Source organism: Roseisalinus antarcticus (assembly GCF_900172355.1).
Taxonomy (GTDB): Bacteria; Pseudomonadota; Alphaproteobacteria; order Rhodobacterales; family Rhodobacteraceae; genus Oceanicola; species Oceanicola antarcticus_A.
The window spans coordinates 1-16844 of the sequence record NZ_FWFZ01000013.1 but is presented as its reverse complement, the minus strand read 5'-3'; the positions used below and the strand labels follow the sequence as shown (position 1 = coordinate 16844).

The following is a 16844-nucleotide window of genomic DNA, read 5'->3' as shown; positions in this document are numbered from 1 at the left end:
GCGAAGGGCGCTAGTGCTCTTTCAGCAGGCGCTGTTTCTGGCGATTCCAGTCTCGCTTGGCCTCGGTGGCGCGCTTGTCCTGGGTCTTCTTGCCCTTGGCGGTCGCGATCTTCAGCTTCACGATGCCCCGGTGGTTGAAATACATCACCAGCGGCACGAGGGTCATGCCCTCGCGGCGGGTGGCGTTCCAAAGCCGGGCAATCTCGCGGCGCGAGGCCAGCAGCTTGCGGCGCCGGCGCTCTTCGTGCTGGAACATCGCGCGGTTGTAGGGCGCGATATAGCCGTTGGTCAGCCAAAGCTCGGAGCCGTCGACCTCGGCATAGCTGTCGGCGATGTTGGACTGGCCGGTGCGCAGGGATTTCACCTCGGACCCGGTGAGGATGATGCCGACCTCGATATCGTCCTGGATGGCATAATCGTAGCGGGCACGCCGGTTCTCGGCGATCACCTTGTAGTTCTTGTTTTCGTCCTTCTTGGCCATCCACGTCAGATACGGGGCGCGGGCGCGGTTGTGAAGGGGGCTGCGGGCTGTAAGGTCGGGCGCATGACGCGGGCATCGCTTTCCAACGCGGCGGCACGGGCGATCTTTCTGGATCGGCACGGGCTGATGGCGCCACCTTCGGGCCCCGGCAAGGGCGCGAATCTGGCTGGCGTGATCCATGACCTGGGGTTCGCGCAGGTCGACAGCGTCAACACCCTGGCGCGGGCGCATGACATGATCCTTTGGTCCCGGCGGCAGCAATACCGGCCGGCCAACCTTGCGCCGCTGATGGCCGACAGGCTCGTGTTCGAGCACTGGACCCATGACGCCGCGGTGCTGCCGATGGCGTTCTTTCCGCACTGGCGGCTGAAATTCGCGCGAGATCAGGCGCATATGGACCGGCGCTGGGACACCTGGCAGCGCGAGGGCTACCGCGAGAAGTTCGCGCAGGTGCTGGAGCGGATCGCGGCGCACGGGCCCGTCACCTCGCGCGACGTGGGCGAGGGCGAGGCGAAGGGCAGCACCGGCTGGTGGGACTGGCATCCGTCCAAGACCGCGCTGGAATACCTCTGGCGCTCGGGAGAGTTGTCGATCACCCGGCGCGAGGGCTTTCGTAAGGTCTATGACCTGACCGAGAACGTGGTCCCGCCCGAATACCTGAACGCGCGGCCGAGCCCCGAGGACACCGTGGACTGGGCGATGGGCGCGGCGCTGGACCGGCTGGGCTTTGCCACCCCGGGCGAGCTGCGGGCGTTCTTCGACATCCTCACCGTGGAGGAGGCGCGAGCCTGGGCGGCGCGGGCGCTGGAGGCGGGCATCGTCAAGGAGATCGACGTCGAGATGGCCGACGGCAAGTGGCGGCGCAGCCTGGCGCGGCCGGAGCTGACCGAGCTGACCCCGCCCATGCCGGGCAACCGGGTGCGCGTCTTGTCGCCCTTCGACCCCGCCCTGCGTGACCGGGCGCGGGCGCTGCGGCTCTTCGGCTTTCACTACCGGATCGAGATCTTCGTGCCCGCGCCCCGGCGCCGGTTCGGCTATTACGTCTTTCCGGTGCTGGAGGGCGACCGGCTGATCGGACGAATCGACATGAAGCGCACTGGCGGCGGCCTGGTCGTCACCGCGTTCTGGCCCGAAGCGGGCGCGGCGCTTGGCAAGGGGCGCGAGATCCGGCTCTGCGCGGAATTGGCAAGGGTCGCGCGGCTGGGCGGCTGTGCCGATGTGCGGTTTTGCGAGGGTTGGCGGCGTTAGCTGTGCGATTGCGCAAGGAATGCGCAGTCGGCGGACGGCTGGGATCAGCGCGGCGCATGGGAAATATGTCAAAGGTTGAATTGAGGGAATCTTTCTTTGGTGATAAATATTTATCCAGTGAAAGGATCGCGCCGGGAGAGTGCGGGTTTCCCGCCGCCGAAGGAGCAACCGCCCCGGTAAACTCTCAGGCACCAGGGACCGGACGAGCCGCAACACACCGAAGAGCGGGCGCCGCAAGCGCCCCGCCGAAGGAGCAAGCCGCAACGGGCCGGATGGCCCCGCCGGCGAATCTCTCAGGCTCAGAACGGTGGGGGCGCAGGCGCGACGCGCCAAGGAGCTTTGACGTGACTCATTACGCCGTTCTCGGGGCCGGTGTCACCGGTGTGACCACAGCCTACAGCCTTGCCAAACGGGGCTTCGACGTGACCGTCTATGACCGCAACCGATATGCGGCGATGGAGACGTCTTTCGCCAACGGCGGGCAGATGTCCGCCTCCAATGCCGAGACCTGGACGCAATGGTCAACGGTGATGAAGGGGCTCAAGTGGATGCTGAAGCCCGACGCCCCGCTGTCGGTGAACCCCTCGCCGTCGTGGCACAAGATCTCGTGGATGCTGGAGTTTCTGGGGTCCATTCCGCGCTACAGGTCGAACACCATCGCCACCACCCGCATGGCCATCGCCGCCCGCGAAGGCATGAAGGAGATGGCCGACCGCGCCGGGCTCGATTTCGACTTCTCGCCCGCCGGCATCCTGCACTTCTATGAAAAGCCCGGCGATCTGGCGCATGCCCGCAAGGTCAACGAGATGCTGGCCGCCGGAGGGCTGGACCGGCGCGAATTGTCGCCCGAAGAGGTCCGGCAGATCGAGCCGACACTGCAGGGCGACATCTGCGGCGGCTTCTGGACCGACAGCGATTCCACGGGCGACATCCACAAGTTCTCGGTCGGGCTCGCGCAATGGCTCAAGGGCCAGGGGGTGAATTTCCGCTATGACACCATCGTCCGCGACATCCGCCCCGATGCCGACGGCGTGCGGGTGATCGCCGGGGATTACGTGCTCTATGACGGGGTCGTCGTCTGTGCCGGCTTCCATTCGCGCGACATCGCGGCCAAGCTGGGCGACCGGGTCAATGTCTATCCGGTCAAGGGCTACTCGATCACCGTCGACATGAAGGACGCCGAAAGCCAGAAGGCCGCGCCGACCGTCTCGCTGCTGGACGACAGGGCCAAGATCGTGACCTCGCGGCTGGGGGACGGCCGCCTGCGGGTCGCCGGCACCGCCGAGTTCAACGGCATCAACCGCGACATCCGTTTCGACCGGGTGGCGCCGCTGGTGCGCTGGGTGGCCGATCATTTCCCGGGCGTGTCGACCGAAACCTGCGTCCCCTGGGCCGGCCTGCGGCCGATGATGCCCGACATGATGCCCCGCGTGGCGCCGGGCAGGAAGGCGGGCGTCTACTACAACACCGGCCACGGGCACCTGGGCTGGACCCTGTCGGCCGCCACCGCCGAGGCGATTGCCGCCCGCATCGCCGCCGACGAGGCGCCGACGACGGCAAAAAGCCAAGGTGCTGTCCTGAAAATGGCCTGATTCCGGCGCCATAGCCCCTCTGCAAAGTGCTGTTGCAGAGGGGCCGGGCATGAATATCGAAGACATCATCACGAACCTGGTGGGGCTGAACGGGCTGGCGCTGTTCCTGGCCTTCTTCCTGATCGTCGCCGTGCTGATGGCCGTGCGCATCGTGCCGCAATCGGAGAAATACGTGGTCGAGCGGTTCGGCAAGCTGCGCTCGGTTCTCAGCCCGGGCATCAACGTGATCGTCCCGGTGGTGGACCGCGTGGCGCACCGGATCTCGATCCTCGAGCGGCAATTGCCCACGATGACCCAGGACGCGATCACCAGCGACAACGTGCTGGTGCAGGTTGATACATCGGTCTTCTACCGGATCATCGAGCCGGAAAAGACCGTCTACCGTATCCGGGACGTGGACGGCGCGATCTCGACCACGGTGGCGGGGATCGTCCGGTCCGAGATCGGCAACATGGACCTCGACCAGGTGCAGTCGAACCGGTCCTCGCTGATCAACGCGACGAAAGAGCAGCTGGCCAACCAGGTCGACGATTGGGGGATCGAGGTGACCCGGGCCGAGATCCTGGACGTGAACCTCGACGAGGCGACGCGGGCGGCGATGCTTCAGCAGTTGAATGCCGAGCGCGCCCGCCGGGCGCTGGTGACAGAGGCCGAGGGGAAGAAACGCGCCACCGAGCTGGAGGCCGACGGTCAGCTCTATGCCGCCGAGCAGGAGGCAAAGGCCCGCCGGATCGAGGCCGACGCCGAAGCCTATGCCACCGCAATCGTCGCCGACGCGATCACCGAGCACGGGCTGGAATCGGCCCAGTATCAAGTGGCGTTGAAACAGGTCGAGGCGCTGCATAAACTGGGTTCGGGGGATGGCAACCAGACGATCGTGTTGCCCGCCCATGCATTGGAGGCCTTCGGAAACGCCTTCAAGTTCCTGGGAGGACGCGGCGCATGATCGGCAGTTTCATCATCTGGAACCAATGGTGGGCCTGGATCTGTTTCGGCCTGTTGCTGGGCGTCTTCGAGATGCTGTTGCCCGCCTATGTCTTCCTCGGCTTTTCAGGGGGCGCCGTCGTCACCGGCGTCCTGATCTGGGCCGAGATCCTCGGCGGCAGCCTGCCCTGGAAGCTTGTCGCCTTCGCCGCGATCTCGGGCGTGGCCGCCATCGGCCTGCGGATGACCCTCGGCAGCCCCACGCGACGCGCCAAGATCTGGCACAGCGACATCAACGACTAGGGCCCTTCTCAGGGGCGACCGGGCAAGAAAAAAGCCCGGGAATGCTGCACGCACGCCCGGGCCAGTGGGTCAGGTTGAAAAAGGGGACAGACACCGCGAAAGCGGGTTTCGAACCTGACAGGGGAAGGGTCACATGACCGAGCGCAGGTCACCGCTGTCGGACATGTTGAAGGCATTCCGCGCCAAGCCCGCGCGGACCTGGTCGAGGGGCAGGTCCAGGGGGCCTTTCATCCGGGCCGGGTAGCGGAACAGACGGCCTCCGCGGGCGATGTCCACCCGGGCCTCGTATGCGCCGCTCGCGGCGTTGTAGCGAATGTCTCCGAAGCTTACATTATCCATGACGTGCTCCTTTCGAGGCTCCTGCGCGGGGACCAGACTGGCCTGCGTTGCGCGTTGTCAAAGTAATAACGCAGCAAAGCCTGAATAAGTTTCATGGCTTCCGCACGGTATGCGCAGGTCTCGCGCAGACGGGTGGCCTCGGCGCCGGTGGCGTCCGGCGCGTGCCGGTTCTCAGGCGTTGGGCTGCCGGGCCTGTGGCGAGGACATCTCGTGGAGGATCGACTGGGCCGCGTCCCGGGGGCTGGGGGATTGCCAGATCGGCCGTCCCACGACCACGTGATCCGCCCCGGCCGCGATGGCCGCGGCGGGGGTGGCGGTGCGCTTCTGGTCGCCGCTGTCGGACCCGGCGGGCCGGACCCCCGGTGTCACGATCAGCCGCCCCTCGGCCTCCGGCAGGGCGCGGATCGAGGCCGCCTCGTTCGGCGAACAGATGATGCCGTCGGCCCCCGCGTCGAAGGCCCGGCCCGCCCGCTCTGGCACAAGATCGGAAATTGGGCCGTCCTTGATGCAGGCCGCGTCCAGGTCTGCCCTGTCGAGCGAGGTCAGGATCGTGACCGCGAGGATCTTCATATCCGAGCCGATGGCGCCCTCGCGGGCGGCGCGGACCACGTTGGGGTCGCCGTGCACCGTGAGAAAGTCGAGATCGAATTGCGCCAGACCGCGGACGGCAGCCTCGACCGTCGCGTCGATGTCGAAGAGCTTCATGTCTAGGAAGATGCGCTTGCCGTGTTCGGATTTCAGCTCGTTGGCGAGCGCGAGCCCGCCGCCGGTCAGCATCCCCAGCCCGATCTTGTAGAAGCTGACCGCGTCGCCGAGGGTCTTGGCCAGCTCCAGCCCGGCGAGTGCGTCGGGAACGTCGAGGGCGACGATCAGGCGGTCATCGGCTTGCATGGCAGGTCTCCGGTTTCTGGCTCCGAACTGGCCGAGCATCCGCCCCGCGTCAAGCGGCAAGGCCCCGGGGCGGGGCGCTTTCTGCGGGCCCGTGGGCGGGGCCGCGCCCCCCGGGATCGCGCCGGTCCAAATGTGCGGGCATGGTTCGAAAAGTGGCTTGATATGCGCCGCCCTGCTTCCCATTTAATCAATCAGAGGCCGGACATGGGGCGCGCTGCCTGGCGGGCGTTTCCGGGGAGCCGGTGCTTATCAGAGGAGAACGAGCCATGAACTTGGAGAAGTTCACGGAGCGGTCGCGCGGTTTCATTCAGGCCGCCCAGACGATCGCGATGCGGGAAAGCCACCAACGGCTTGCCCCCGAACATCTGCTGAAGGCCCTGCTTGATGACGAGCAGGGGCTGGCGGCGAATCTTATCACCCGGGCCGGCGGTGCGCCGGAGCGTGTGACCGAACAGCTCGACCTGGCCATGGCCAAATTGCCGAAAGTGTCCGGCGACGGGGCGCAAAGCTATCTCGACTCGGCGACGGGACGTGTGCTCGACGAGGCCGAGAAGCTCGCGAAGAAGGCGGGCGACAGCTTCGTGCCGGTCGAACGGATCCTGATGGCGCTGGCGATGATCAAGTCCCGCGCCAAGGACGCGCTCGAGGCGGGCGCCGTCTCGCCGATGAGCCTGAACACCGCGATCAACGACATCCGCAAGGGCCGGACGGCGGATTCCGCTTCGGCCGAAGAAGGGTATGACGCGCTCAGGAAATATTCCATCGACCTGACCGAGCGTGCCCGCGAAGGCAAGATCGACCCGATCATCGGCCGGGACGAGGAAATCCGGCGCGCCATGCAGGTGCTGTCCCGCCGGACCAAGAACAATCCCGTGCTGATCGGCGAGCCCGGCGTCGGCAAGACCGCCATCGCCGAGGGGCTTGCCCTGCGGATCGTCGATGGCGACGTGCCCGAAAGCCTGCGCAACAAGCGGCTGCTGGCCCTCGACATGGGGGCGCTGATCGCCGGCGCGAAATACCGTGGCGAGTTCGAGGAGCGGCTGAAATCCATCCTGAAGGAGATCGAGGCCGCCGCGGGCGAAGTGATCCTGTTCATCGACGAGATGCACACCCTTGTCGGCGCGGGCAAGGCCGATGGCGCCATGGATGCCGCCAACCTCATCAAGCCTGCGCTCGCGCGCGGTGAATTGCATTGTGTCGGCGCCACGACGCTCGATGAATACCGCAAGTATGTCGAGAAGGATGCGGCCCTCGCCCGCCGGTTCCAGCCGCTGATGGTCGAAGAGCCGACGGTGGAGGACACGATCTCCATCCTGCGGGGGATCAAGGAAAAGTACGAGCTGCACCACGGCGTGCGGATCAGCGATTCCGCCCTTGTTGCCGCGGCGACGCTCAGCCACCGCTACATCACCGACCGGTTCCTGCCCGACAAGGCGATCGACCTGATGGACGAGGCCGCAAGCCGTTTGCGCATGGAAGTGGACAGCAAGCCCGAAGAGCTGGACGCGCTGGACCGTGACATCCTGCAGAAGCAGATCGAGGTCGAAGCCCTGCGCAAGGAGGACGACCAGGCCTCCAAGGACCGGCTTGACCGGATCGAGAAGGAGCTTGCCGAGTTGCAGGAGCGGTCGGCCGAGCTGACCGCCAAGTGGCAGTCGGAGCGCGACAAGCTCGATACCGGCCGGCAGCTGAAGGAGCAGCTGGACCGCGCCCGCGCCGATCTCGACATTGCCAAGCGCGAGGGCAACCTCGCCCGCGCGGGCGAGCTGTCCTACGGCATCATCCCGCAGCTTGAGAAGGAGCTGGGCGAGGCCGAGGCCGCCGAAGACGAAGGCGTGATGGTCGAAGAGGCCGTGCGCCCCGAACAGATCGCCCAGGTGGTCGAACGCTGGACCGGCATCCCCACGACCAAGATGCTGGAAGGCGAGCGTGACAAGCTGCTGCGCATGGAAGAGGGCCTGCACAAGCGGGTCATGGGCCAGAACGTGGCCGTCCGGGCCGTGGCCAACGCCGTGCGCCGCGCCCGTGCCGGGCTGAACGAGGAAACGCGGCCGCTGGGGTCGTTCCTGTTCCTCGGCCCGACCGGCGTCGGCAAGACCGAGCTGACCAAGGCCGTGGCCGATTTCCTGTTCGACGACGACAACGCGATGACGCGGGTCGACATGTCGGAGTTCATGGAAAAGCACTCGGTCGCGCGTCTGATCGGTGCGCCTCCGGGCTATGTCGGATACGAAGAGGGCGGGGTCCTGACCGAGGCAATCCGGCGCAGACCCTACCAGGTGATCCTGTTCGACGAGGTCGAAAAGGCCCATCCGGACGTGTTCAACGTGCTGTTGCAGGTGCTTGACGATGGGGTGCTGACCGATGGCCAGGGCCGCAAGGTCGACTTCAAGCAGACGCTGATCGTGCTGACGTCGAACCTCGGCAGCCAGGCTCTGAGCCAATTGCCCGAGGGGGCGGACGGCGCACAGGCCAAGCGCGACGTGATGGATGCGGTGCGGGCACATTTCCGGCCGGAGTTCCTGAACCGGCTGGACGAGACCGTCATCTTCGACCGGCTGAGCCGGGCCGACATGACCGGGATCGTCGATATCCAGCTTGGCTTGCTCCAAAAGCGGCTGGCGGGGCGGAATATCGTGCTGGAGCTGGACGACGGGGCGCGCAAATGGCTCGCCGACGAGGGCTATGACCCGGTGTTCGGCGCACGGCCGCTGAAGCGTGTGGTCCAGCGTGCCCTGCAGGATCCGCTGGCCGAGATGCTGCTTGCGGGCGACATCCGCGAGGGGGATCTGGTTCCGGTGAGCGCCGGGGCCGACGGGCTGATCGTGGGCGACCGCGTGGCCAATTCCCACAGGCCGCGCCCGGACGATGCCGTCGTCCATTGAGGCGGGCACCCGATCGCAAATGAAGAGGGGCCGGGCCCCGCGCCCCAGGCCCTTTCACTGATCTGAGGCACGGACGAGCTGAAAGCACTGCGTGTCGCCCGGTCGACTCTGAAACGCCCTCGCAGACATCTGCGAGGGCGTTTTGCATCTCCGCAGAACGGCCAGGAAGGATGGGCGGAACGCGGGCCTTCGCGGCGCTGCACACCAAGCTCTGGTTGGAGGAACTTCCATCCAATAGCTTTGGATGCTATTCAATCTCAACGAGAATTCCGAGAGCCGCGATACGACCGACAAGCTGCATGACCCTGCCTTGCGGCCTGGGGCCGCTTGTATCTGTCCATGTCGTTGGCTTTGCTTTCGGCAAGAGCGGGGTGTTGGAGCGGCCATGAAAGCGGCGGCGCGCGCGTTGATGCCGGATTATCTGCGGCTGATCGCGCTCTTCGGCATTGTCATCGTCAATGTTCAGTTCATCGCCTTCTCGGCCCTTGGCAGCTTTGCCGAACCCGGCGGAGAGACGGCGTTGGACGCGGTCACACTCTGGCTTGTGAACGGGTTGGCACTGCTCAAGACATACGGGTTGTTCTCCTTCATGTTCGGTGTGGGCCTTGGGTTCCTGATGCGCTCGGCGCAGCTGAAGGGCCTGGCATTTGGGCGGCTCTATCGCAACCGCATGATCGGGCTGCTTGTTCTCGGTGTCGCCCATGGATGCTTGTTCTATCCCGGCGACATCCTGACGATCTACGCGGTGACGGGGTCGGTCCTCTACCACTTCCGGGACTGGCAGGTCGTGCGTCTGGTGCGGGTAGGTGCGGCGCTTCTGATCCTGCAAGTTCTCATTGCGCCACCACTCTTGCTTGTTGCGCCCCAGACACCGCCCGACATCGTCGCGCTGGAACACAAGATCCTGACGGAAGGGGAGTTCTTTGAAGCCGCCCTGTTCCGAAGCATCGGCTTTGCTCTCCTGATGCCGTCCTTCCTGGTTATCCAGGGGATATCGGCGCTTGGCTGGTTCTGCCTCGGGCTGGCGGCGGTCAAGTCGGGCATGATCGATGATGCACAACATCCGCTCTGGCGACGTGCGCGGCGCCTTTGTCTTGTGCCGGGGGTCACGATCAGCCTTGTCGGGGCGGCGATCTGGCAATGGGGGCCTTCAGCGCCGGGTCTTGCGATGACGACAGCAGCCGCACCGGTCGCAACGCTGGGCTATCTCGGGGTGATTGCCGCGCTCTCTCGTTCACCGGGGCGGATCACGGCGCGGGCGCTCGCGGCAGGCGGATCGAGTCTGAGCGTCTATCTCGGTCAGTCGATCATACTGACGACCGTGTTCTCTGGTTATGGCTTCGGTCTGTGGAGCGCCGTTGACAGGCTGATGGCCACCGCAATCGCCGTCGCTGTCACGGCGGGTCTGATCATTGCGCTGTCGATCTGGCGGACCCGCTTCGCGCTGGGGCCTTTCGAATGGCTCCTGCGTCGAATGACCTATTCGGGGAACCGCGCCTAGGGCGTCACGTCAGCAGACGTCGAGCATGTCCCGGGCCCGAGTCGGGGAAGTCGCCGAATGGTCGCAGAACCCTCCGCATGCGAGATCTGTCGGGCCCGGTCCGCCATCCACGGGCTTCGAAGCGCACCTCGTTCACGTGCGCACTCGACCTGACATATCGCGGTCAGTTCAGACTCGGAACGGACATCGCCCGGGAATGATTGCGGGCGTGGCCAGGCGGGACAAGCAACACGTCTTGACAGTTGCTTGCTCGCGCCTGGCCTTCCCCGTTTCTTGCGGCCTCCTCATTCAACGGTCGGCGCAGGTCAAAGACCGATGAAGTCGTCAGCGCTGATCGTGATCGTTTCGGCCGAGGTGTTGGTTATCTGAACAAACCGGTCCGCGTCGCTGAAGCTGACAATGGAGCCGGACCCCAGGTCGTAGGAATTGGTTGCCATGACGGATCGAATGGTGGGGCTGAAGGCGGTGACGTCGATGAGGTCGATGCCGTCCTCGAAGTCGAGGATGATCCCGTTGCCCGCGACGATCTCGAACACGTCCGCGTCCGCCCCACCGTAGAGCATGGAATAGAGGCTATCCACCGAATTGTCGGTGACAAGCCTGTCCTCTCCGTCTCCGCCATAGAGCTTGTTCTCGCCGGAGCCCGAGAAGAGGACATCGTCCTGCGTCCCGCCGCGAAGGATGTCGTTGCCATCGCCGCCGGACAGGGTGTCATCCCCGCTGTTGCCGTTGACGCGGTCGACGCCGTCGCCGCCGTAGACCATGTCGTTGTCCGCGCCGCCCCAGAGGAAATCGTCGTCGTCGCCGCCGAACAACGCGTCGGCGCCGCGCTCGCCGCTGATCCTGTCCGACCCGCCGTCACCCGACAGCATGTCGTTGCCGTCGCCTCCGAACATCCGGTCATCACCGGCGCCACCATAGAGCCGATCATCGTCGGCCCCGCCCTCCAGGTAGTCTTTCTGGGTTCCGCCGCGCATCAGGTCGTTGCCCGCCCCGCCATAAAGGCTGTCGGTGCCGCTGTTGCCGTTGACGATGTCGTTGCCGCCGTCGCCATGGGCCGTATCCGCCCCGGACCCGGACCAGATCTTGTCCCGGTCGCTGCCGCCATGGATCACGTCGCCGCCCCGATCACCGGTCAGCAGATCCGCGCCGTCGCCACCAAACAGGCGGTCTTCGTCGTCGCCGCCGAAGAGCGTGTCGTCCTGTGTTCCGCCGCGCAGCAGATCCTTGCCCGCGCCGCCTTCGAGGTGGTCGTCGCCACTGTTGCCGTTGACGAAATCGCTGCCCGCGCCGCCATAGGCCCGGTCGTCGCCCGCGCCGCTCCAGAGGTAGTCGCGGTCGTCACCGCCAAAAAGCGTGTCATCGCCGCGCTCGCCGCTGAGCCGGTCCACGCCCCGCTCGCCGGAAAGCTTGTCGTTGCCGTCTCCGCCGAAGAGCTTGTCTTCGTCCAGGCCGCCGCGCAGGTTGTCGTTGCCCTGCTCGCCGTAGGCGATGTCGTTGCCGGCGCCGCCCGACATGTAGTCGTTTCCGCTGCCGCCATACATCAGGTCGTCCCCGACGTTGCCGAACACCCGGTCGTTGCCGTTCCTGCCGCTGACCTTGTCGTCGCCGTTGCCGCCGAAGACCTTGTCGTCGCCGGCGCCCCCGTTGACGAAGTCGTTCCCGTCCCCGCCATAGAGCGTGTCGTCACCGCTGTCGCCGGTGACGCGGTCGTCGCCGTCGCCGCCATAGGCGGTATCGAAGCCGGCCCCGGCAAAGATGCGGTCGTTGTCGGCGTCTGCATGGATGATGTCGTTGCCGCGGCCGCCGTCGATCGTGTCGTCGCCGTCCCCCGCAGAAAATGTGTCGTTCCCGTCCTTCAGATCGACGGTGTCCCCGAGCGGGGTCCCGAAAAGATCGTCGTCGAGATCGGTCCCCAGAATGTCATGGATGATCGGCATGCAGTCCCCCTCGCATGTTGTTGCGCCGGGCAGACCTCCGGAAGATGGGAGACGGCGCAGAAGACAGGTTACTGCGTTTGCGGGCAATACATATGGGTTTCGTCACACAATTGCCGTTATTTGGCCATCAACGGGTCACGTGGTTAAGTGGCTGTCTCGCTTCCGGGGACAATCGACGCGTTGATTCCGCATTGTTTAGGGGGTGACGTAAAAAAGGCCCCGCCGATGTGGCGGGGCCTCGGTCGAATCTTAGAGCCGATCCGGCGACTTACATGTCGGACGGGGGCAGAATGACCGAATCGATCACGTGGATCACGCCGTTGGACGCTTCGATGTCCGCGGCGGTCACGGTCGCGTCGTTGACCATTACGCTGTCACCCAGCGAGATCGTGACGTCGGCACCGTTCACCGTGGTGGCCATCATGCCGTCGGAGAGGTCGGTCGACATGACCTTGCCCGGCACGACGTGGTAGGTGAGGATCGCGGCCAGCGCCTCGGGATCTTCCAGAAGACCCTCGACTGTGCCCTCGGGCAGGGCAGCGAATGCCTCGTCGGTCGGTGCGAAGACCGTGAAGGGACCTTCGCCTTTCAGCGTCTCGACCAGGCCGGCGGCCTCGAGCGCGGCAGCCAGCGTGGTGAACGAGCCGGCCTCGACGGCGGTGTCCACGATGTCCATCGAATGGCCAGCGGCGAAGGCGCTGGAGGCGATGGCGGTGGCGGCGGTAGCGGCAAGCATGGTTCTGCGAAGCATGGGTATCTCCCTTTGGTTTCTGACAATGCCTGTCGTGGCATCGGGAGGGATACGTCCGGCCAGCCTTTTGGTTCATTGGAATTTTTCGCCGATGCGGCACAATGCTTCGTTGACGCAGGGCGGCTCGCGCCTAAGCGTGGGGCTTTGACGGTTGCCACTCAATTTCTGTTGACTCCGGGTGAAGCGGCCGTGATCCGGAAATGCCCGGCTTGCCCCTCGGGACCGCGCGGCGCACCCTTGGGAAACGACGGTCAGCGAAAAGGAGTTTCACCGTGGACATGGATTTTGCCGCCGCCGTGATGCGGGCCATGGCGGTGGGGCTGGTCTGGCTCGTCGGGCTGGGCCTGTTGCTGATCGCGGTGCTGTTCGTGATCGACCGTCTTCAGACCGCCGACGCGATCCGGCGCAACTATCCGGTGATCGGGCGGTTCCGACACCTGTTCTCGACGCTGGGGGAATTCTTTCGCCAGTATTTCTTCGCGATGGATCGCGAAGAGCTGCCGTTCAACCGCGCGCAACGGGAATGGGTCAAGCACGCGGGTGCGGGCAAGGGCAACACCGTCGCCTTCGGGTCGACCCGGAACATCACGCTGCCAGGGACGCCGGTCTTCGTGAACGCGGCCTTCCCGCCGCTCGATGACCAGTTCGCCCATACCGATCCCATGGTGATCGGGGAATTCGCGCGTCAGCCCTACGTGGCGCGGTCGATCTTCAATCTCTCGGGGATGTCCTACGGCGCGATTTCCAGGCCGGCCGTGCAGGCCCTGTCGCGCGGCTGCCGCGAGGCCGGGATCTGGATGAATACCGGCGAGGGCGGGCTGTCGCCGTTCCACCTGGAAGGCGGCTGTGACCTGGTCTTTCAGATGGGCACCGCGAAATTCGGCGTGCGCGACGCCCATGGCCGGCTCGACGATGACAAGCTGCGGCAGGTGGCGGCCCATGACCAGGTGAAGATGGTCGAGATCAAGCTGGCCCAGGGCGCCAAGCCCGGCAAGGGCGGCATCCTGCCCGGCGCCAAGGTCACACCGGAGATTGCGGCCATCCGCGGGCTGAACGTCGGCCAGGACGGGATATCGCCGAACCGGCACGCCGAGGTCGACGACTGGGAGGACCTGCTGGATTTCGTCGGCCACGTCCGCGAGGTCTCGGGCCTGCCGGTGGGGATCAAGACTGTCTTCGGCAGCGACCAGCCGTTTCGCGACCTGTTTGCCGCCATAAACCGGCGCGGCCCCGAGTCCGCGCCGGATTTCATCACCCTGGACGGGGCCGAGGGCGGCACCGGCGCTGCACCCATGCCGCTGATCGACCTGGTCGGCGTTTCGATCCGCGAGGCGCTGCCGAGGGTGACCCGGATGCGCGACAAGGCCGGGCTGAAGGCGCGGATCCGGCTGATCGCCTCGGGCAAGCTGGTCAATCCCGGCGACGTGGCCTGGGCGCTGTGCGCGGGGGCGGATTTCATCACCTCGGCGCGGGGGTTCATGTTCAGCCTCGGCTGCATCCAGGCGCTGAAATGCAACCGCAACACCTGTCCCACGGGGATCACCACCCATAACCCGCGCTTTCAGAAAGGCCTGGTCGTCGCGGAAAAATGGCAACGTGTCGCCCACTACGCCAAGGCCATCGGCAAGGAGGTCGAGATCATTGCCCATTCGGTCGGCGTGGCCGAGCCGCGGCAGATGCGGCCGCACCACGTACGCATCGTCCAGCCCGACGGAAGCTCGGTTCCGCTGGACAAGCTGCATCCAGGTTACAGGTCCCCCGCGGCATCGTGACGTTTGTTTCCTGGGATTATGGCTTAGGCTCTCTATCTGAAGGGATAGATTATCGAGGAGAGTTCCATGGCATTCCGATGGACCAACACACTGACCAGGGCCGATGTCACCCCCCGCGCCGCCTACCTGAACCGTCGTCAGCTGATTGCCAGCATGGGCGCGATGGGTGTGGGGTCGGTGGCAGGGCCGCTTGCCGCGCAGGCGCAAGAGGCCGACAGCCTGGAGCCCAACACCTTTGAAGAGATCACCACCTACAACAATTTCTACGAGTTCGGCACCGGCAAGTCCGATCCGTCGCGCAATGCCCAGGCATTGGAGATCGAGCCCTGGACGGTCAAGGTTGACGGACTGGTCGATAATCCGGGCGAGTATTCGCTGGACGACCTGCTTGGGGGCCTGACGGTCGAGGAGCGGATCTACCGGCTGCGCTGTGTCGAGGCCTGGTCGATGGTGGTTCCCTGGAACGGCATCGAGCTGGCCGATATCCTCAACCGCGTCGGGGTGCAGAATGGCGCGAAATATGTCGCCTTTGAGACCGCCGTGCAGCCCGACAACATGATCGGCGTCCGGCGCCGCGTGATCGATTTCCCCTATCTCGAAGGTCTGCGGCTGGACGAGGCGATGCACCCGCTGACGATCATTGCGACCGGTCTCTACGATGAGCCGCTGCCGAAACAGAACGGTGCGCCGATGCGGCTGGTCGTTCCGTGGAAATACGGCTTCAAGTCCATCAAGTCGATCGTGCGGATCAGCCTGGTGGAAGAGCAGCCGCCGAACGCGTGGAACACGATCCTGCCGAATGAATACGGCTTCTATTCGAACGTGAACCCGAACGTTGACCATCCGCGCTGGTCGCAGGCCACCGAACGCCGGATCGGCGGCGGGCTGTTCGCGGACCGGATTCCGACGCTGATGTTCAACGGCTACGAGGAAGAGGTCGCCGCGCTCTACGAAGGCATGGACCTGTCGGTGTATTACTGAGCTGGCAGAGCGTCTGTCGACTTTGACCTGTCCGCTCAGCGGTCATGCCGAAGAGGAGGTCATGCCGACCGACGCCTGCCAGTTCTTCTACAAATGCGCAGGCTGCGGAGAGATCCTCCGCCCGAAGGCGGGCGCGTGCTGCGGCTTCTGTTTCCACGGGGCGGTTTCCTGCCCCCCGATCCAGGACCAATAGGGTTGTCCCCCATGAACGTGACACAGACGATCAACCAGGGCCTGCGCCGCGTGCCGGCGTGGACACTCTATGTGGCGGGCGCGGGCTGGACGGCCTGGCTGTTCTGGCTGGGCCTCACCGGGAACCTCGGGCCGGAGCCGGTCGAGGCGCTGGAGCATGAATACGGAGAGCTGGCGCTGAAGCTGATCGTTCTGGGGCTCGCCGTCACGCCTCTGCGGCGGTATCTCGGGCTGAACCTGATGAAGTTCCGACGCGCCATCGGCGTGACGGCTTTCTTCCTGGTCCTCGCCCATTTCCTCGTCTGGGCCCTGCTCGATGTTCAGACCCTGTCCGCGGTCTGGGCCGATATCGTGAAGCGGACCTACATCACCATAGGCATGGCGAGCTTGCTGCTGTTGATCCCGTTGGTGGTGACCTCGAACAACTGGAGTATCCGCAAGATGGGCGGCGCGGCGTGGCGACGGCTGCACAGGCTCGTCTACCCGGCGGCTGTGCTGGGCGTGATCCATTACATATGGCTGGTGAAGGGCTTCCAGATCGAGCCCCTGGTCTATGCCGCCATAATCGGCGGCCTGCTGGCCCTGCGCCTCGACTGGAAGACGTGGCTGGGGGGCTTTGCCTCCTCTGCCCATGCGCCGGGAGGGCGGGGCCGGGCCCGCTGACCGGCCTTGCCGACCGAGTCGCCGCGCGGCGTCGCCCGATTCCGCGGCGGAGAGAAGAGAATCCCAGGGGGATTCCCCGCGAGTCTCCCGCCCTCTTGGGGAGAAGCCCGCGGCAGCCACTACATCTAGCTGCCGGGCCGTTCGCGGAGCGCTTACAAAGTTACCAACTGACCCGACGTCGACGGATGAATATTGCGGTAACCGCCTGAAAAACGTGAAAAACCGGCCCCTGTCATAAAAAATGCATCTTCCCCGAAAAAAGCACTTGCGGGGTAGGTCATCAAACCGTAGATACGCCTTCACCGGCAGGGCAGCGATGCTTGGTCGGGGCGCCAGACGGGGTTTCGGCTTACGAGGCGGAGAAGAAAATCAGAGGTATTT

15 protein-coding genes and 1 riboswitch are annotated in these 16844 nt (G+C 65.3%); of the genes, 10 read left to right on the top strand and 5 right to left on the bottom strand.

Going from position 1 to position 16844, the window contains the following annotated elements:
- Window positions 1-10: 10 nt before the first annotated feature.
- On the bottom strand, window positions 11-481 hold the full coding sequence (smpB, locus tag ROA7023_RS12905) for an SsrA-binding protein SmpB (RefSeq protein ID WP_085879457.1): 471 nt from the start codon (window positions 479-481) through the stop codon (window positions 11-13).
- Between the two features lie 63 nt (window positions 482-544).
- Between smpB and ROA7023_RS12900 the strand changes: the two genes are divergently transcribed.
- From ROA7023_RS12900 to ROA7023_RS12885, 4 genes are all read left to right on the top strand, one after another.
- On the top strand, window positions 545-1729 hold the full coding sequence (locus tag ROA7023_RS12900; RefSeq protein WP_085879456.1) for a winged helix-turn-helix domain-containing protein: 1185 nt from the start codon (window positions 545-547) through the stop codon (window positions 1727-1729).
- Window positions 1730-1851: 122 nt separating this feature from the next.
- A riboswitch (glycine riboswitch) is annotated at window positions 1852-1939 on the top strand.
- 134 nt (window positions 1940-2073) lie between these two features.
- Complete coding sequence (locus ROA7023_RS12895; protein WP_143535549.1) at window positions 2074-3321, top strand: D-amino acid dehydrogenase; 1248 nt, start codon at window positions 2074-2076, stop codon at window positions 3319-3321.
- Between the two features lie 49 nt (window positions 3322-3370).
- Entirely contained in the window at window positions 3371-4267 is an 897-nt protein-coding gene (locus tag ROA7023_RS12890) for an SPFH domain-containing protein (protein WP_085879454.1), read from the top strand.
- Window positions 4264-4548, top strand: coding sequence for an NfeD family protein (locus ROA7023_RS12885; protein WP_143535548.1), 285 nt, complete (start codon window positions 4264-4266; stop codon window positions 4546-4548). The genes ROA7023_RS12890 and ROA7023_RS12885 overlap by 4 nt, the downstream gene beginning before the upstream one ends.
- 129 nt (window positions 4549-4677) lie before the next feature.
- Here ROA7023_RS12885 and ROA7023_RS12880 read toward each other — a convergent pair whose 3' ends face one another.
- Together ROA7023_RS12880 and pyrF are read right to left on the bottom strand one after the other, a co-directional pair.
- Window positions 4678-4887, bottom strand: coding sequence for an orotidine 5'-phosphate decarboxylase (locus tag ROA7023_RS12880; RefSeq protein WP_085879453.1), 210 nt, complete (start codon window positions 4885-4887; stop codon window positions 4678-4680).
- A gap of 171 nt (window positions 4888-5058) precedes the next feature.
- The gene (pyrF, locus tag ROA7023_RS12875; protein WP_085879452.1) at window positions 5059-5778 is read right to left on the bottom strand and encodes an orotidine-5'-phosphate decarboxylase; all 720 of its coding nucleotides are present in this window, start codon (window positions 5776-5778) and stop codon (window positions 5059-5061) included.
- A gap of 266 nt (window positions 5779-6044) precedes the next feature.
- Between pyrF and clpB the strand changes: the two genes are divergently transcribed.
- Both clpB and ROA7023_RS12865 read left to right on the top strand, forming a co-directional pair.
- Complete coding sequence (clpB, locus tag ROA7023_RS12870) at window positions 6045-8663, top strand: ATP-dependent chaperone ClpB (RefSeq protein ID WP_085879451.1); 2619 nt, start codon at window positions 6045-6047, stop codon at window positions 8661-8663.
- A 385-nt stretch (window positions 8664-9048) separates the two neighbouring features.
- Window positions 9049-10164 (top strand): DUF418 domain-containing protein, encoded by a 1116-nt coding sequence (locus ROA7023_RS12865; protein WP_159458504.1) that lies wholly within the window; start codon window positions 9049-9051, stop codon window positions 10162-10164.
- 305 nt (window positions 10165-10469) lie between these two features.
- Here ROA7023_RS12865 and ROA7023_RS12860 read toward each other — a convergent pair whose 3' ends face one another.
- On the bottom strand, window positions 10470-12104 hold the full coding sequence (locus tag ROA7023_RS12860; protein WP_085879449.1) for a calcium-binding protein: 1635 nt from the start codon (window positions 12102-12104) through the stop codon (window positions 10470-10472).
- A 268-nt stretch (window positions 12105-12372) separates the two neighbouring features.
- Window positions 12373-12855 carry a fasciclin domain-containing protein gene (locus ROA7023_RS12855; RefSeq protein ID WP_085879448.1) on the bottom strand — a complete coding sequence of 161 codons (483 nt, stop codon included), beginning with the start codon at window positions 12853-12855 and terminating at the stop codon, window positions 12373-12375.
- Window positions 12856-13133: 278 nt separating this feature from the next.
- On the opposite strand from ROA7023_RS12855, the gene ROA7023_RS12850 reads away from it, so the two are divergent.
- The 4 genes from ROA7023_RS12850 to msrQ all read left to right on the top strand — a co-directional run bounded on the left by ROA7023_RS12850 (window position 13134) and on the right by msrQ (window position 16463).
- On the top strand, window positions 13134-14627 hold the full coding sequence (locus ROA7023_RS12850; RefSeq protein ID WP_085879447.1) for an FMN-binding glutamate synthase family protein: 1494 nt from the start codon (window positions 13134-13136) through the stop codon (window positions 14625-14627).
- A gap of 66 nt (window positions 14628-14693) precedes the next feature.
- Entirely contained in the window at window positions 14694-15608 is a 915-nt protein-coding gene (msrP, locus tag ROA7023_RS12845; protein ID WP_085879446.1) for a protein-methionine-sulfoxide reductase catalytic subunit MsrP, read from the top strand.
- Between the two features lie 22 nt (window positions 15609-15630).
- Window positions 15631-15801 carry a GDCCVxC domain-containing (seleno)protein gene (locus ROA7023_RS25105; RefSeq protein ID WP_442475989.1) on the top strand — a complete coding sequence of 57 codons (171 nt, stop codon included), beginning with the start codon at window positions 15631-15633 and terminating at the stop codon, window positions 15799-15801.
- An 11-nt stretch (window positions 15802-15812) separates the two neighbouring features.
- Window positions 15813-16463, top strand: a complete 651-nt coding sequence (gene msrQ / locus ROA7023_RS12835; RefSeq protein WP_085879444.1) for a protein-methionine-sulfoxide reductase heme-binding subunit MsrQ — start codon at window positions 15813-15815, stop codon at window positions 16461-16463.
- Window positions 16464-16844 lie beyond the last annotated feature (381 nt).

Coding starts and splice junctions, on each gene's coding strand:
- smpB (WP_085879457.1), bottom strand. CDS start 481: ATGGCCAAGAAGGACGAAAACAAGAACTACAAGGTGATCGCCGAGAAC.
- ROA7023_RS12900 (WP_085879456.1), top strand. CDS start 545: ATGACGCGGGCATCGCTTTCCAACGCGGCGGCACGGGCGATCTTTCTG.
- ROA7023_RS12890 (WP_085879454.1), top strand. CDS start 3,371: ATGAATATCGAAGACATCATCACGAACCTGGTGGGGCTGAACGGGCTG.
- ROA7023_RS12885 (WP_143535548.1), top strand. CDS start 4,264: ATGATCGGCAGTTTCATCATCTGGAACCAATGGTGGGCCTGGATCTGT.
- ROA7023_RS12880 (WP_085879453.1), bottom strand. CDS start 4,887: ATGGATAATGTAAGCTTCGGAGACATTCGCTACAACGCCGCGAGCGGC.
- pyrF (WP_085879452.1), bottom strand. CDS start 5,778: ATGCAAGCCGATGACCGCCTGATCGTCGCCCTCGACGTTCCCGACGCA.
- clpB (WP_085879451.1), top strand. CDS start 6,045: ATGAACTTGGAGAAGTTCACGGAGCGGTCGCGCGGTTTCATTCAGGCC.
- ROA7023_RS12865 (WP_159458504.1), top strand. CDS start 9,049: ATGAAAGCGGCGGCGCGCGCGTTGATGCCGGATTATCTGCGGCTGATC.
- ROA7023_RS12860 (WP_085879449.1), bottom strand. CDS start 12,104: ATGCCGATCATCCATGACATTCTGGGGACCGATCTCGACGACGATCTT.
- ROA7023_RS12855 (WP_085879448.1), bottom strand. CDS start 12,855: ATGCTTCGCAGAACCATGCTTGCCGCTACCGCCGCCACCGCCATCGCC.
- ROA7023_RS12850 (WP_085879447.1), top strand. CDS start 13,134: ATGGATTTTGCCGCCGCCGTGATGCGGGCCATGGCGGTGGGGCTGGTC.
- msrP (WP_085879446.1), top strand. CDS start 14,694: ATGGCATTCCGATGGACCAACACACTGACCAGGGCCGATGTCACCCCC.
- msrQ (WP_085879444.1), top strand. CDS start 15,813: ATGAACGTGACACAGACGATCAACCAGGGCCTGCGCCGCGTGCCGGCG.